General features: G+C 36.8%; 19 protein-coding genes. 18 read left to right on the top strand and 1 reads right to left on the bottom strand.

Annotated elements, in window-relative coordinates:
- Nucleotides 1–44: 44 nt before the first annotated feature.
- The 8 genes from B2O97_RS17350 (at nt 45) to B2O97_RS17315 (ending at nt 6,206) form a co-directional block, all read left to right on the top strand.
- Nucleotides 45–521, top strand: coding sequence for a hypothetical protein (locus B2O97_RS17350; RefSeq protein ID WP_286767774.1), 477 nt, complete (start codon nt 45–47; stop codon nt 519–521).
- On the top strand, nt 518–727 hold the full coding sequence (locus B2O97_RS17345) for a hypothetical protein (protein WP_286767773.1): 210 nt from the start codon (nt 518–520) through the stop codon (nt 725–727). The genes B2O97_RS17350 and B2O97_RS17345 overlap by 4 nt, the downstream gene beginning before the upstream one ends.
- Nucleotides 724–1,248: a PRTRC system protein E gene (locus B2O97_RS17340; protein WP_286767772.1), complete on the top strand. Its 525-nt coding sequence runs from the start codon at nt 724–726 to the stop codon at nt 1,246–1,248. The genes B2O97_RS17345 and B2O97_RS17340 overlap by 4 nt, the downstream gene beginning before the upstream one ends.
- A 30-nt stretch (nt 1,249–1,278) precedes the next feature.
- Nucleotides 1,279–1,497 (top strand): PRTRC system protein C, encoded by a 219-nt coding sequence (locus tag B2O97_RS17335; protein WP_286767771.1) that lies wholly within the window; start codon nt 1,279–1,281, stop codon nt 1,495–1,497.
- A gap of 17 nt (nt 1,498–1,514) precedes the next feature.
- Nucleotides 1,515–2,669, top strand: a complete 1,155-nt coding sequence (locus tag B2O97_RS17330) for a hypothetical protein (protein WP_286767770.1) — start codon at nt 1,515–1,517, stop codon at nt 2,667–2,669.
- 10 nt (nt 2,670–2,679) lie between these two features.
- A complete protein-coding gene (locus B2O97_RS17325) occupies nt 2,680–3,393 on the top strand; it encodes a PRTRC system protein B (protein WP_286767769.1) in 714 nt (237 codons plus the stop codon).
- Complete coding sequence (locus tag B2O97_RS17320) at nt 3,393–4,199, top strand: PRTRC system ThiF family protein (RefSeq protein WP_286767768.1); 807 nt, start codon at nt 3,393–3,395, stop codon at nt 4,197–4,199. Before B2O97_RS17325 ends, B2O97_RS17320 begins: the two co-directional genes overlap by 1 nt.
- A 471-nt stretch (nt 4,200–4,670) precedes the next feature.
- Nucleotides 4,671–6,206, top strand: coding sequence for a SulP family inorganic anion transporter (locus B2O97_RS17315; protein ID WP_286767767.1), 1,536 nt, complete (start codon nt 4,671–4,673; stop codon nt 6,204–6,206).
- Nucleotides 6,207–6,404: 198 nt separating this feature from the next.
- Here B2O97_RS17315 and B2O97_RS17310 read toward each other — a convergent pair whose 3' ends face one another.
- The gene (locus tag B2O97_RS17310) at nt 6,405–7,445 is read right to left on the bottom strand and encodes an IS110 family transposase (protein ID WP_286767766.1); all 1,041 of its coding nucleotides are present in this window, start codon (nt 7,443–7,445) and stop codon (nt 6,405–6,407) included.
- A gap of 307 nt (nt 7,446–7,752) precedes the next feature.
- Here B2O97_RS17310 and B2O97_RS17305 point away from each other — a divergent pair, with 307 nt between their 5' ends.
- From B2O97_RS17305 to B2O97_RS17260, 10 genes are all read left to right on the top strand, one after another.
- Nucleotides 7,753–8,742 (top strand): hypothetical protein, encoded by a 990-nt coding sequence (locus tag B2O97_RS17305; RefSeq protein ID WP_286767765.1) that lies wholly within the window; start codon nt 7,753–7,755, stop codon nt 8,740–8,742.
- A gap of 158 nt (nt 8,743–8,900) precedes the next feature.
- On the top strand, nt 8,901–9,230 hold the full coding sequence (locus B2O97_RS17300; protein WP_088162412.1) for an ArsR/SmtB family transcription factor: 330 nt from the start codon (nt 8,901–8,903) through the stop codon (nt 9,228–9,230).
- A gap of 69 nt (nt 9,231–9,299) precedes the next feature.
- On the top strand, nt 9,300–9,767 hold the full coding sequence (locus B2O97_RS17295) for a DUF6428 family protein (RefSeq protein WP_286767764.1): 468 nt from the start codon (nt 9,300–9,302) through the stop codon (nt 9,765–9,767).
- A gap of 13 nt (nt 9,768–9,780) precedes the next feature.
- Nucleotides 9,781–10,401: a class I SAM-dependent methyltransferase gene (locus B2O97_RS17290; protein ID WP_286767763.1), complete on the top strand. Its 621-nt coding sequence runs from the start codon at nt 9,781–9,783 to the stop codon at nt 10,399–10,401.
- A 10-nt stretch (nt 10,402–10,411) separates the two neighbouring features.
- Complete coding sequence (locus B2O97_RS17285; RefSeq protein ID WP_286767762.1) at nt 10,412–11,023, top strand: low molecular weight phosphatase family protein; 612 nt, start codon at nt 10,412–10,414, stop codon at nt 11,021–11,023.
- Nucleotides 11,024–11,026: 3 nt separating this feature from the next.
- On the top strand, nt 11,027–12,058 hold the full coding sequence (gene arsB, locus B2O97_RS17280) for an ACR3 family arsenite efflux transporter (RefSeq protein ID WP_286767761.1): 1,032 nt from the start codon (nt 11,027–11,029) through the stop codon (nt 12,056–12,058).
- A 32-nt stretch (nt 12,059–12,090) separates the two neighbouring features.
- Nucleotides 12,091–12,891: a helix-turn-helix domain-containing protein gene (locus tag B2O97_RS17275; RefSeq protein ID WP_286767760.1), complete on the top strand. Its 801-nt coding sequence runs from the start codon at nt 12,091–12,093 to the stop codon at nt 12,889–12,891.
- Nucleotides 12,892–12,970: 79 nt separating this feature from the next.
- Nucleotides 12,971–13,444, top strand: coding sequence for a hypothetical protein (locus tag B2O97_RS17270; RefSeq protein ID WP_276285160.1), 474 nt, complete (start codon nt 12,971–12,973; stop codon nt 13,442–13,444).
- Nucleotides 13,444–14,043 (top strand): phosphatase PAP2 family protein, encoded by a 600-nt coding sequence (locus tag B2O97_RS17265; RefSeq protein ID WP_045754287.1) that lies wholly within the window; start codon nt 13,444–13,446, stop codon nt 14,041–14,043. The genes B2O97_RS17270 and B2O97_RS17265 overlap by 1 nt, the downstream gene beginning before the upstream one ends.
- A complete protein-coding gene (locus tag B2O97_RS17260; protein ID WP_276346566.1) occupies nt 14,024–14,452 on the top strand; it encodes a DoxX family protein in 429 nt (142 codons plus the stop codon). The genes B2O97_RS17265 and B2O97_RS17260 overlap by 20 nt, the downstream gene beginning before the upstream one ends.

The raw sequence follows: 14,452 nt of genomic DNA, 5'->3' as shown, positions 1-14,452 counted from the left end.
AGGCTACCGCTTTAGTCGGTGGTAGCCTACTAAAAATATTCATTATGGCAAATTGGTGCAGTAATACGGTTGTATTCGAGGGGAAACCCGAAACAATCACAGCAATACAGGAACTTTTTCAATTAATGAAGAAAAAGGAAGAAGAAACAGAAGAAGGACAATTACCCGAATTTATTTCTAAAGACAATGGCGGTTATTTCTTCAATATCTATTGGAACGAGGGCGATGAAGGACAATTTCAGTATGAAACAAAGTGGTCGCCTAATATAGAAATTATTCAAAAGATAGCGGAACATTACGATGTGAATTTCACACACGACTATGAAGAAATAGGCAATCTAGTATATGGCAGAGCAACATTTTATGACAAGATACTCACAGATATTTATTTGGAAGACGAGGATTTTGAGCAATACAATTTCAATGAAGAAACAGATACGTACCATTTCGAGGGGGAAACATTCGATAGCGATTGTGAGATACTAGAAACACTTTTAGAACGAAAACTATCATTGCTATGAAAATAACAGACTTGAACGGTTGTCTTATTGAGATAACGAACCTCAAAGAAGCTATTGAAATAGCAAGGCAATACAAAGAGTACCGCCACGAGGATAAAAGTTTCTCCGAGTTTGACAAACGACAAAAAGCCTATTGGGCAGATATGCACGAGAAACTAGAAAAAGCAAAGGAAAAAACAAGAACAATTAAAATTTCAGAACTATGAACGCAAATTTTTTCAATCAGATAGCACAGTTGGACTTTACAGGAGTTTTACAACTAAACATAGCCAAAGGAGCAGAAAGCAACCTAATTGTATCGGTAATGCTCAACAACGAGCAATGCGGAGATAACGCTAAAAATCTCATTCCACCATTGACATTTAATGCCACACCGCAGGAGTTTGACGAGGGATTTTTTGAGCAGATAAAAACACCTGTACAAAAGGTATCGGGTTTAATGGTAGATATGGAAAAGTTCCTTAAACAAATGGAAGAAGCTAAAAAACAATCAGCAATGGAGAAAGAAAAAACAGAGAAAGAGAAAAAAGATAAGGAAACCAAAGACAAGAAGTATAAAGACGGTATGGCAAAGGCTGACGAACTGGAGAAAGAAGGCAAATTCCGTGATGCGTGGATGAAAGTACCCGATATAACGGAGTTCCCCGAAAAAGCGGACGAAATCCGTAAACGCAAAACGGAATTATCGGAGAAGTTTTCAACACCGAGCCTTTTCGGAGCAGAGTAAACCAATTGTTTAACACTTAAAACGAACATTATGTTATTAGCAACTCAATTAGAAAGGGTATTTATACTCAACGATAAAGGACAGCAAATTAAACTGACCGACCCAGAACCCAAATGGAGCGTGGAAGCCGTGATGAATTTCTATGCAATTTCTTATCCGATACTGACCACCGCAAAAGTATCTGCCCCTGTTATCCGTGACGATACAGTACAGTACCGATTTGAGAGTGTAATGGGAACCAAAGGTTAAACCAAAAAGCAAAAACGATGAACCATGCAACGCAACATCATATCGGGTACTATCAAAACCCCACAGCAATCCAAACAGCGGACTTTGCACAAACAGTTGGGCGAGTTCGCAGACTGGATGCAAAGACCAAAGGACGCAAACGAGATACGGAAAGACAAATTGAAAGCCGTACCGATAGCCATGCTACCAATGGTTTTCTAAGATGTTCATTCTTTCCGAAACTGCAAGAAGCGGAAACGGCACAAGCTTGTAAGAAATCTGAAAAAACGGAGAGGGATTTTTACCAGTCCCTTTCCAAACTTGCAGGACATTACGGCATACAACCTATGCAGTCCAGGCAATACGGGTATCCCTACAATATCGCTTTGGCTTTGGATGATACAGAAGAACAGTTAAGGAAAAAGTTTCGTGATTGGGAAGAAATACGTTTGATACAGGATAGTAAGAAAACTTATTTCGTTAGCGAGGAACGGTACAGTACAGGTGCGACCCTGTATTACATTCCTGTAGTGCCGTTGTACCGACTATCCAAGAACCCCAACCGTAAGCAAGCAGTACAGTTATTGCAGTCGGTGTGTGCCTACCTGTACCACATTGCAGATGTTCCCTATTATCGGCAGGAAAACAGCTACCTGTATTGGATGTATGAAATGGTAACAGAGTGGATTGTAAGTGATGACGAAAATGAGGACACGACAACATATTTAAGCGAGATTAGGCAATCAGAACAGATAGGCGAACGTATGGAGCAGAAAATTTACAACAAGCACAATTTGAGCCGATTTGCAGTCCGTTTAAACCCCTTTAAAATCAAAGACAGCTTTGACCAAGATTGCTACAAACTGGCAAGTGAAGCCTTTGCCTTGTATGAACAATTTCCGAATGCCAACATAAACCGTAATGCCCTGCCAAGCGGAGAAGCAAGCGAAGAAGATATGGAAAATAGTATAGGGATGGAAAAGTATGTTTCCTTTTGTGCCGATGCTAAAGGCATTTTGTTTCAAACACTTTTTGAGAGCGTGAACACCGAGTTGCAGGAATACGGACAAATGGAAGAACCTACAATTGTGAAAAGGTTTGATGGTAGTGATATTACTGTCAATACCCTTGAATTTGAAAACCGTGTTTTTGCCTTAATTGAGGAATTGATATACCTACTGAATAACTTTTAGATACTCTAACATGAAAGATATAACACAAGACTTCGGAACGCTTTACCACCCTTTATCGGCTTTGGTTTTTTACCAAACCAAAGGGAATAATAAATACACCTATGTAGAACATTTTGATATGGACATGAACGGTAATCCTATCAACGCCCATCCTTTGACCGAAAGAGAAGCCAAAGTATTGGCAAAAGCACTCAATACCAAAAAGGAAAAGAGCAAGGCATTTTTAAAATCTAACGGCATTCTGCCTACCAACGTCCTGCACATTAATCCGAGTGAAAACGGTACGGTACTTTGGTACACCAAGCCACGAAAAGTAAAAATGTTCTTTACTGAAAGTCTTGAAATACCAAACGGTACGGCGAAAGTACCTGCGATGCTTTGGTATGCAAGTAAGCAGAGCCTTATTGTTTTTGCACTTGAAAAAGACAGCAGACCTACCGAGAATACCGTATTATTTCACGCACCATTTTTCAATGTTTACGAGGACGGACACGTATGTATGGGAACTGTAGGTGTCAATATCAAAAATTCCGCTTCGGTTGAAGAATTTATGCAAGCGTGGGAAAGCTACTTTTTTAACAGCTATTTCAGTCACTTGGTAAACGAACACAACCCCATAAAAGGAAATTGTGTAAGCCTTTGGAAAGACCTCATCGGCACAGACAAAGCCTTTCCTAAAGATGTATTGAAAAAGACGAACAAGACCATAAAAACAATATTGTAATGAGCAAAGAAATTTTAAAAGTCCATTTTACGGACAGCGATTTGATAAATCCTACCAACCCGATAATGGTAAACTTAATCGGTGCAGGTGGTACAGGCTCAAAAGTAATGACTGCCTTGCTTGAAATGAACCACAGCCTAAACGAGTTAGGACACGCAGGGTTGTTTATTCGTCTTTGGGATGATGATGTAATTACCCAAGCCAATTTAGGAAGACAGCGTTTTGCAGAAAGTGAGGTCGGTTTGTACAAATCTGTTGCTATCATTAACCGTATAAATCGCTTCTCAGGTACGAACTGGAAAGCGGAAGCAAGGAAATTTGAAAAAGACAATAGCGACAGTTTCCCCGAAAATGCAGGAGCAAGTATTTATATCTCCTGTGTGGATAGCGTAAAAGCAAGATTTGAAATTGCGGAAATATTAAGTGAATTGAGCAATGGAAGACCCTATTCCAACCGCCCACGTTATTGGTTGGACTTCGGCAACAGTCAACATACAGGACAAGTTTTACTATCTACCATAGGAAAAATTCGGCAACCCAATTCAGAGAAATATGAAACGGTGGCAAGCCTGCCAATGGTTACGGATGAATTTGGCGAACTGCTTAAACAATCCGAACTGGAAGACGATACACCGAGCTGTTCCCTTGCCGAAGCGTTGGAAAAGCAGGACTTGTATATCAATTCATCATTGGTTCAGATGGGTTGTTCACTGTTATGGGGTATGTTTAAAAATGGCTTGACACCATACAGGGGATTTTTTCACAACCTGAAAGATTTCCGCACCCACCCTATAAAAGTCGCCTGATTGGAAAATCGGGCGGCAAAAAGACACTACCTCCCGATGGTCGGGACAGTCTTTTTGCATAAATCGGTGCAATATCTTTGGCAAAATGGGCTACCTACCCACCATCCATTCCGGCACATTTTACCAAACAGGTTGCGACATTATTTCAGGGATATTCATTATCCCTTTCGTTGTTTTAGAGAACTTCTTTTCTTGCCATATTGGCGACCAAAGAAAAGATTCTGTGTTGTAAAACAATTTTTTTTAGTTTTATTTCGTGTTAAATTGTGTACAATAACTATAAATTGTACTTTTGCACCACTTAATGAAAAGAACAGTACAAATATCATCCCAAGTTACTCCGCCTTGATCTTAGGCTAACTGTTATATTTCCCAATCTTAATTTATTGGCTTCTCTGTCGTACCCGAAGGTTTTGCTTTCGTGTACATACTTTTCTATTTACATTTTTACATCTTTAAACATAAATCTTTATGCAGAAAATTATCAATTTGTTTGATTTCAAACAGAAAATTAATTACAAAAATGAAATTCTTGCGGGTCTTGCAGTGGCTATGACCATGATACCTGAGTCTTTATCCTTTGCTATTTTGGCAGGGCTTTCGCCTTTGACAGGGCTTTATGCAGCTTTTTTAATGGGTATTGTTACTGCAATCTTAGGAGGCAGACCCGGAATGGTTTCCGGAGGTGCTGGAGCAACGGTAGTCGTACTTATTGCACTGGCTGCATCACATGGTGTGGAATATCTTTTTGCTGCGGTTATATTAGCAGGGGTACTGCAATTTTCAGTAGGAATTTTTAAGCTGGGCAAATTTGTCCGCTTGATCCCACAACCGGTAATGTACGGTTTTTTAAACGGTCTTGCAGTAATCATTTTCATGGCACAGGTAGCTCAATTTAAAGTTGTAGAAAACGGGATAGAAGGTTGGATGCAGGGACCGGCGCTTTATCTAATGGCTGGATTGACATTACTAACTATAGCCATCGTATTTATATTGCCAAAATTTACAAAGGCGGTTCCTGCATCTTTAGTAGCAATAATAGTTGTCTTTGGTATTGTATATTTTTTCGGCATCGATACTAAAAAAGTAATTGATATCGCCTCTGTAGGAGGTTCTTTACCTTCATTTCATATCCCTGCTATTCCTTTTAGTCTGGAAACATTGAAAATTATTTTCCCTTATGCCTTGGTAATGGCAGGAGTTGGATTGATTGAAAGTCTGTTAACGCTTAATATGGTTGATGAAATAACCAGCACAAAAGGACAATCTAACCGTGAGGCTGCCGCACAAGGTATAGCCAATATCACCAACGGTTTCTTCGGAGGAATGGGTGGATGTGCAATGGTTGCCCAGACTTTAGTGAATGTCGGAGCTGGAGGAAGAGCTAGACTTTCTGCAATAGTTGCAGCTATAGCAATTTTATTGATTATTCTGGTTGCAGGTCCTGTAATCGAACAAATTCCAATGGCGGCATTAGTCGGGGTAATGATGATGGTAGCTATAGGCACATTTGAGTGGGTCAGCTTTCGAATTATTAATAAAATGCCTCGACACGACATTTTTATTGGTATGCTGGTAGCAGTTATAACTGTACTATTACACAACTTAGCTTTAGCAGTTTTGATAGGTGTAGTTATTTCAGCTCTTGTATTTGCCTGGGAAAGTGCCAAACGAATACGTGCAAGAAAGTATGTAGATGAAGATGGTGTAAAGCATTACGAAATTTTTGGCCCGCTGTTCTTTGGCTCTGCTATGGCATTTACAGAAAAATTTGATGTTGTAAACGATCCCGATGAGGTGATAATAGATTTCAAGGAAAGCAAAGTTGTAGATATGTCCGCAATTGAAGCCTTGAATAAAATTACGGAAAAGTATCACAAGGAAGGTAAAAAATTACATTTACGTCATTTAAGCCAAGATTGCAGACAGTTACTGAAAAATGCTGAAACAGTTATAGATGTGAATATTATAGAAGATCCTACCTACAAAGTAATGACTAATAAGTAACATTGGTATAATTAAGTCTACATCGAAAGCTATCAGATTTTTTTCTATAGTTTTCGATGTTTTTTTATGAATTTAAGCCTTTTACTTTTAAACTGAGTTAAATACTAGATTTGAATAAACGCAAAAATATTGTGGAGGTTATAAGCTAAAGCTACCCTCTTAAACAAATTATCGGTGGAGAATTAAGCTTCCCCTTTTTTATAATGATACTTCCTGAAACGGAATAACTTGATACTCGTGCTCTGAATTATAATAAGAATTATTTTTCCATAAGATAAAAGTCAATTCTAGCAGTTTTCTTTGGATGGCAACTATAGCTTTCATTTTAATACCATGCCTTGAAACTATTCTTAAGAAAATATCTCTAAACCTTTCATCGGTTCTTATTGCAGCCAGTGCAGGAAAGTGCATTACTTTCCTTAAATTCCGATTACCCCGCTTGGATATTCGGGGTTTGGATTTCACTGAAGTTCCAGATGTCTTTTCTCTTACATCTAATCCTGCATAACTAACCAACTGTCTTTTATTCTTTATTAACTCGAATCCGTTGGTTTCGGCGATAATTGTTACAGCAGTCAGATTTCCAATTCCCGGAATTGAAGATACTATTTTCATCTTTTCTACTAGAGTTTGATCTCCTTTGATAAGGATAGCAATTTCTTCTCTTATCTGCTTTTCCTGCAAATCAATAAGAGCTATTCTTTTTTTAGTTCGTTTAACTGAGCTTTCACTTGAAGTTGCAGAAGTACGTTCTGCGTGCAGTTGATTTTTCAACATTGTACGCTCATGTACGAGTTGCTCACGTTCCCGACAAAGTTGTCTCAAATCATTAAATATTTTTAAAGGAGGTTGCCACACCTCCAATTGCCTTTCCAAACCAAATCTAGTAATCGCTTGTGAAGCGCTCTTGTCAGTAATGGTTTTTATGTCAAGTGTTTTTGCATAATTACTGATCTTGTTTGGCAAAACGATGCTGACTTGTTTTTGAATACTGCAAAGATAGTAGGCTAAAGATTCATGGTAAACTCCTGTTGCTTCCATTACGTACCGTACTTCTGTTGTAGTTGATGTCTGTTTATTTACCCACGATACAAGACTTGAAAACCCTTTTTTAGTATTGGGAAATACTTTGTAGGCATAGACTTCTATGCTGATCTGTTCATCCATCCTACCAAGCGATACAACTAATTCATTTTGTGCAACATCAATTCCTACTGTCTGCTTTAATAATACCTTCATCTTATCTGGTTTAGGTAAGTGACAACCTTTCTTCATCTTTTCTCCTGACTGGATATACTGGCTATAAGACTCATAATAATGAGCAAATTCCTTACATTCTGTTCAGATTCTAAAAGGTTAAAGAAGAGGAGGCAGTCTCTTTTCTTGAATATACCATAAGGCTATTTAAAGCAAAATCTGCTCTCGCTCTTCCTCACTTAGATTATAATATACAAACATAGGAGAAGCAAAAGAACGCCGCAGGTTATATCTGGAGAGCAGTCTAAATTGATTAAATTTGGAACTCCTAAATAATACCAATATATCAATGATAGAAACCGAAATCAGCATAATAGTCAATCGAAAAACAGATATTGATTTAATACAACAAAAAATTATCGAGAATAATTTTAGATTTCCTGTTTATGTCTTGGAATTTGAAGAAGGTTTTCAAATAAAAACTACAAGTGATTATGAGGAATGGGAGTTGGATACTTTAATATTAAACAGTTTTCCAGAGTATGAATTTACCACTGACCTTGAGAAAGGCAGGAAGGAAATAAGGTTACAAATTTCAAGATATCAATCTGAACTATCTACTGATGGCTGGGGAAGAAGAATTGAAAATCCTTTAGATGAGACAAAATATCTGATAAAAAAATCGGTTCAGAAAACTCCGAATTTTAACCCCAAGGTAAAAGTTTTATTTGGAGACAAAGAACAGTTTTATCAAGTAAACATTATAGATGGTATTAATGAAGCAACGAATGAAAAAGGCTTCCTATTACTGAATGAGTTTAAAAATAATGTGAATGATGATACTGATTTTTTCAAAGATCGACTTTATAAATCTAAGATAGAGGCATTTCATTTTGGATGCGATAAGATGCGTAAGTTGGTAGATAATGATTTTGCTTTTTACCTTGAAAATGAAAAGAAAAAAATCAGAGAAATTCAAAAGATACCGCGAAAAATCATCACGGATTTTATAAAGGCTTGCAACAGTTCCGACGAAAGTAGTATCCTGAAAAATCTTGACGAGAATATCACTTTTGAAGAACGCAAAAACTGGAAAACTATATTTGAAACCGAAGGTCTTTCGAAATTCAGAGAATATTTGAAATCATCCGAACAACAATTGTGTGGCAAGGATTTTAAAATTCGATCATCCTGGAATTTCAACTTACCAAACGTAACTATTGGTGTTAAGTATTTCCCCAAATCATTAAACTCAGAAGATCGACCATTTCAAAAATATGAACAGATCCAATTTGTAATAGAAAATGATAAGATAATTAAGGTTTATTATCAAATTTAAAGAAATAATGTAACCCTATTTTTCAATAAGACGAGTTACCAAACTATCTCTACAGAGAGACCTTCTTGTCTTATCAATGCATTTCAACAATATTTTTTATAAAGCTATTGCAGTTTTTGATATATTATCGTAATATTGCGATATAAATAAAAAAACAAATGGGTGTCACGAAGACTGAAATATTTACAGAAGAGCAAAATCATTTAGCTATTACTTTGAAAGCACTGGCGCATCCTGCAAGAATTGCCATTTTACAATATATCATCAAGCAGAATGCCTGTATCTGTAATGATTTGGTTGAAGAATTGGGATTGGCACAGGCCACCATTTCACAGCATTTGAAAGAATTAAAGAACATTGGCATCATTAAAGGAAATATTGAAGGGACAAGTGTATGCTACTGCATCAATGAGACAGTTTGGCAACAAGTTAAAAATGAACTCAATACTTTCTTTGTGGATGATATAATCATTGAAAAATGCTGTTAAGGCATTTTTTTAAAGCCTTCATATATCGCTACATTGCAATATATCATTTACTAAAATAATATCAACAATATGAAACTATCAGAAATCAAAGAAATCCTTCCGACATTGGAAAATGTTGAATTCCAATTAGAAAATGGAACTTTTGTACCCGAACATTTCCACGTTACCGAAGTCGGGCAAATAACTAAAAATTTTATCGACTGCGGTGGCGTAATTCGTGCCGAAAAAGTGGTAAGCTTTCAACTATGGAATGCCAATGACTTTGAACATCGTTTAAAACCCACCAAACTTTTAAACATCATTAAGCTTTCGGAAAAAAAGTTAGGTATGGAAGATGCCGAAATTGAAGTAGAATACCAAAGCAATACCATTGGAAAATATGATTTAGAGTTCATCGGAAAAACATTTGTCCTGAAAAACAAAACTACAGCTTGTTTGGCAGAAGATGCTTGCGGTATTCCGTCAGAAAAGCAAAATTTAATAGAATTGAACGTAAATCAAACCAATACTTGCACACCAGGTGGCGGATGTTGTTAATCATAAAATAAATATGGAACATTTCAATCGAAAATCCCATTGGGAAAATATTTACGAGAGTAAACCTTTAGAAACAGTGAGTTGGTATCAGCCCAATCCAGAAACTTCATTAAATTTTTTTCATCAATTCAACTTACCGAAGAGTGCAAAAATTATTGATATTGGCGGAGGAGACAGCTTTTTGGTTGACTACCTACTTGATTTAGGTTATGTCGATATTACCGTATTGGATATTTCCAATGCCGCTATCCAAAGGGCAAAGGAAAGATTAGGCAGTAAAGCCAACAAGGTACACTGGATTATTTCAGATATTTCAGATTTTGTACCCACTCAGCAATACGACTTTTGGCACGACAGGGCAGCGTTTCATTTCCTGACGGAGAACCACGAAATAGAAAATTATATACAGACTACGACCAAAGCAATTGCCCCGGATGGCATTTTAGTAATGGGAACCTTTTCTGAACAAGGTCCCATAAAATGTAGTGGCATAGATATCAAGCAATATTCGGATAGTAGCTTGTCGAAATTATTTGAAAACTCTTTTGTGAAAATCAATTGTATAACCGTTGACCACAAGACACCATTTGATACCGATCAGAATTTCGTGTTCTGTAGTTTCCGTAAAAATTAAATCCTCCATTATGTATTCAGCATTATCAAAAACAATCGAACAAGTACAAAAGCAAAACATTAGCGAAGAACGTAAAACTATATTACAGCCACTGATCGATTTTGTACAGCAAAAAACAGCTCATAAGCAGGAAATAAATATCAACTTCATTTGTACCCATAATTCCCGCAGAAGCCATTTGTCTCAGGTTTGGGCACAAGTAGCCAGTGCGTACTTCAATATTGCAAATGTACATTGCTTTTCCGGCGGAACGGAAGAAACAGCACTATTTCCGAAAGTGGCAGAAACATTGACTAATCAGGGTTTTAATATCTTCAAAATTGCAGACACTCATAATCCTGTATATGCTATAAAGTACAGTGAAAATGCTTTACCAATAATCGGTTTTTCCAAAAAATACGATAGCCCTTTTAATCCAGTTTCAGCGTTCGCAGCTATTATGACCTGTTCGCAGGCAGATGGTGGTTGCCCTTTTATAGCAGGAGCAGAAAAAAGAATTCCCATCACTTTTGAAGATCCTAAAATTTCAGATAATACACCGGAGCAATTAATGGTATATGCAGAAAGGAGTTTACAGATAGCAGGCGAAATGTTTTATGTCTTTTCAAAAATCAGCCGATAACCTATGCAACCAAAACTAAAATTCCTTGACCGTTACCTGACCTTATGGATATTCCTTGCCATGGCATTAGGTGTAGGATTGGGTTATTTCTTTCCCACAATTTCCAATGTTACAAACAGCTTGTCAGTAGGTACTACCAATATTCCCTTAGCAATAGGATTAATACTAATGATGTACCCACCATTGGCAAAAGTGGATTATTCCTTACTACCTAAAGCGTTTAAGGATAAAAAAGTAATCGGCATATCCTTATTGTTGAATTGGGTAATCGGTACAGTATTAATGTTCGGATTAGCTGTTTTGTTTTTACGCAACGAGCCCGATTATATGACAGGCTTAATACTGATAGGCTTAGCAAGGTGTATCGCCATGGTTATTGTATGGAGTGATTTGGCAAAAGCCAACAGAGAATATACAGCTATGTTGGTTGCTTTAAATAGTATCTTTCAGATATTGAGTTACAGTTTTTTGGTTTGGCTGTTCATCAATGTATTACCAGCAAAATTAGGTTTAGCCAATTTCAACGTAAGTGTATCTATGAAAGACGTAACAGAAAGCGTATTGATATACTTAGGAATTCCGTTTTTGACAGGTTTTTTAAGTCGTTATTTTTTAGTCAAAACCCAAGGAATTGAATGGTATAACAGAACATTCATACCCAAAATATCGCCTATTACTTTGTATGCTTTACTCTTTACTATCGTATTGATGTTTAGCTTGAAAGGCGACAAAATAGTAGAGTTACCAATGGATGTGATAAAAGTAGCCATACCCTTAATTATCTATTTTGTATTGATGTTTTTCGTGAGCTTCTTTATCAATAAATTGTTGAAACTTCCTTACGACAAGAACGCATCAATCGCTTTTACTGCTACAGGTAATAATTTTGAATTGGCAATCGCCGTATCTATAGCGGTTTTCGGTATTCATTCGCCACAGGCATTTGTTGGCGTTATCGGCCCACTGGTTGAGGTTCCTGTTCTGATACTTTTGGTTAGGGCAAGTTTGTGGTTAAAAAAGAGGTATTATAGTTAATTTTATAAAGACAATATTGAAGTTCCAGCAAATTGAAAAATTCTATTTTCATAAAAACCAAAATTGAAGCGGCAGCATTATTAAAAGCTGCACCGTTCAGGAAAGAAATTCGCAAGACCGAACCGCACAAACACAACAGCTATTTTGAAATTATTTATTTAAGAGAAGGAAGCGGTTTCCACACCATCGACCATACTTCATTTTCAATTAAGCCACCCACCGTATTTTTTGTTCGTAAAGAACAGGTACATCATTGGGATATGACAGATACACCTGACGGCTTTGTTCTGCTTTTAAAGAAGGGATTTCTCGACCAATCGATGGACAGTGAGCTGAAAAGTCTTTTATCCAAACTCAGCGAATTAAGTTGCATCTATCTGAAAGAAACAGAAAGTATAGATACTATATTTCAACTGCTCACTACAGAGAAAGACTTTACCGTTACCGAAGGATTATTGAAGGCACTATTTGCTAAAATATTGATTTCAGCAAAACCTTTGACTAATAAAACGAGTAAAACCGATGATGTAATTACAGTTTTCAGCGAATTGCTCAACCAAACAAACGACCTTCGAAACAATGTTGCTCACTATGCAGAAAAACTCCATACGACACCACAAAATCTAAATGCTATTTGTCGTAAAACACTAAGCCAATCAGCAGCAGAAGTAATTGCTGAGCATATCATCAGCGAGGCAAAAAGACAATTGATTTATACAGAAGGTAGTGTTTCTGAAATTGCCTATAGTTTGAATTTTAATGACACTTCCCACTTTGTAAAGTATTTCAAACGGCACACAGGCCTTACGCCACAAACCTTACGGAATACCTAAAATACACCTTTTCATTTTCAAATATACCGTATATTATAATTTGTATTGTACGAAATTTGTATAGCGTAAAATACAGGTTATGAAATATTTGACATTTTTATTTATACTTTCTTTTTTTTCAGCTTGTAATCAAAAACACGAAGCTGTTCAAGGACAGTGGATAAAAGGAAACGAGCAGGAGAAACTTGAAACGATAGAAAATCAATTTCGTGGATTTGACATGGCAATGGTTGAAACCGGATATCGTTATCAGGAATTATATTGGGCAGGACAAGACGAAAACTGGGAGTATGCTGATTATCAATTGGAAAAAATCCAAAAGGCGATAGAAAATGGATTGGAAAGAAGACCAAAACGGACAGCTTCCGCACAACATTTTTTAACCGTTACACTCCCTCAAATGAATGAGGCTCTAAAAAAAAGAGATACAGTTGTTTTTAATAAGAACTTCCAAATGCTTACCAATAGTTGCGTTAGCTGTCATGCAATGGAAAAAGTACCTTTTTTTACTGTAAAAACTCCTGTAGAAAGACAATCACCCATCAGAAAATAATGCTTGAAGATATCAAACAGATAGATACAAATATTCTATTATGGCTAAATGGAAGCCATAATGAATTTTGGGACGAAGTAATGTGGTTTGCCAGCGGCAAATACACTTGGCTTCCTTTTTATGTTGCACTAATAATTTTGCTTGTCTGGAAGTATAAAAAGGATGCTATCCTGATGATCTTACTAATCGCCTTGCTCATCACAATGAGTGATCAGCTGGCTTCCGGCATATTTAAACCTCTATTTGAAAGGCTGCGTCCAAGTCATAATGCAGCATTGGAAGGAGAGCTGCATATAGTAAACAATTATCGAGGCGGCAAGTTCGGTTTTATTTCTTCTCATGCCTCCAATGTCTTTGCTTTGGCATTTTATTTAACCATATTAACTAAACAAAATCTAAAATGGCTCCCAATCATTCTTATCCCATGGGCAATTTTTGTCAGTTTGAGCAGGGTTTATTTAGGCGTACACTATCCAACTGATATTTTAGTTCCAGCTATTTTAAGTATGCTTATTGCGGGGATGGTAGCCCATCTATATAAAACATTCAATCCAAAATTCATAAAACTATTTAATCATCATGTTTCAAAAAATAACTAAGACAGACCAATCAAAAACTACCATACTTATTCGACTGATGGTAGGTGCCGTATTTCTTTCGGAAGGAATACAGAAGTTTTTATTTGCAGACACCTTAGGTGCTGGACGTTTTGCAAAAATAGGTCTGCCTAATCCTGATTTTTTGGGCAGTTTCGTTGGCAGCTTTGAAATTATTTGTGGTTTTTTAACTCTTATTGGACTTCTGACAAGATTGGCGAGCATTCCTCTTATCATTATTATGTTCGTTGCTATTGCAACAACCAAATCAGAAGTTTTAGCAGAAAAAGGATTTTGGGAAATGATGCATGGAAGTCGTACAGACTGGGCGATGCTTTTAGGGAGTATCTTTCTATTGATAAAAGGTGGAGGTCGTTGGTCGATAGATAGTTTGACGAATACTCCTAAATAA

The organism is Sphingobacterium sp. UBA865 (genome assembly GCF_002295765.1).
In the GTDB taxonomy this organism is placed as follows: Bacteria; Bacteroidota; Bacteroidia; order Sphingobacteriales; family Sphingobacteriaceae; genus Sphingobacterium; species Sphingobacterium multivorum.
Note: the sequence above shows the minus strand (reverse complement) of the source record. Positions and strands in the feature narration are given on the sequence as shown.

What these genes read in the sequence shown, in the direction of transcription:
- B2O97_RS17350 (WP_286767774.1), top strand. Translation starts at nt 45, where the DNA reads ATGGCAAATTGGTGCAGTAATACGGTTGTATTCGAGGGGAAACCCGAA.
- B2O97_RS17345 (WP_286767773.1), top strand. Translation starts at nt 518, where the DNA reads ATGAAAATAACAGACTTGAACGGTTGTCTTATTGAGATAACGAACCTC.
- B2O97_RS17340 (WP_286767772.1), top strand. Translation starts at nt 724, where the DNA reads ATGAACGCAAATTTTTTCAATCAGATAGCACAGTTGGACTTTACAGGA.
- B2O97_RS17335 (WP_286767771.1), top strand. Translation starts at nt 1,279, where the DNA reads ATGTTATTAGCAACTCAATTAGAAAGGGTATTTATACTCAACGATAAA.
- B2O97_RS17330 (WP_286767770.1), top strand. Translation starts at nt 1,515, where the DNA reads ATGAACCATGCAACGCAACATCATATCGGGTACTATCAAAACCCCACA.
- B2O97_RS17325 (WP_286767769.1), top strand. Translation starts at nt 2,680, where the DNA reads ATGAAAGATATAACACAAGACTTCGGAACGCTTTACCACCCTTTATCG.
- B2O97_RS17320 (WP_286767768.1), top strand. Translation starts at nt 3,393, where the DNA reads ATGAGCAAAGAAATTTTAAAAGTCCATTTTACGGACAGCGATTTGATA.
- B2O97_RS17315 (WP_286767767.1), top strand. Translation starts at nt 4,671, where the DNA reads ATGCAGAAAATTATCAATTTGTTTGATTTCAAACAGAAAATTAATTAC.
- B2O97_RS17310 (WP_286767766.1), bottom strand. Translation starts at nt 7,445, where the DNA reads ATGAAGGTATTATTAAAGCAGACAGTAGGAATTGATGTTGCACAAAAT.
- B2O97_RS17305 (WP_286767765.1), top strand. Translation starts at nt 7,753, where the DNA reads ATGATAGAAACCGAAATCAGCATAATAGTCAATCGAAAAACAGATATT.
- B2O97_RS17300 (WP_088162412.1), top strand. Translation starts at nt 8,901, where the DNA reads ATGGGTGTCACGAAGACTGAAATATTTACAGAAGAGCAAAATCATTTA.
- B2O97_RS17295 (WP_286767764.1), top strand. Translation starts at nt 9,300, where the DNA reads ATGAAACTATCAGAAATCAAAGAAATCCTTCCGACATTGGAAAATGTT.
- B2O97_RS17290 (WP_286767763.1), top strand. Translation starts at nt 9,781, where the DNA reads ATGGAACATTTCAATCGAAAATCCCATTGGGAAAATATTTACGAGAGT.
- B2O97_RS17285 (WP_286767762.1), top strand. Translation starts at nt 10,412, where the DNA reads ATGTATTCAGCATTATCAAAAACAATCGAACAAGTACAAAAGCAAAAC.
- arsB (WP_286767761.1), top strand. Translation starts at nt 11,027, where the DNA reads ATGCAACCAAAACTAAAATTCCTTGACCGTTACCTGACCTTATGGATA.
- B2O97_RS17270 (WP_276285160.1), top strand. Translation starts at nt 12,971, where the DNA reads ATGAAATATTTGACATTTTTATTTATACTTTCTTTTTTTTCAGCTTGT.
- B2O97_RS17265 (WP_045754287.1), top strand. Translation starts at nt 13,444, where the DNA reads ATGCTTGAAGATATCAAACAGATAGATACAAATATTCTATTATGGCTA.
- B2O97_RS17260 (WP_276346566.1), top strand. Translation starts at nt 14,024, where the DNA reads ATGTTTCAAAAAATAACTAAGACAGACCAATCAAAAACTACCATACTT.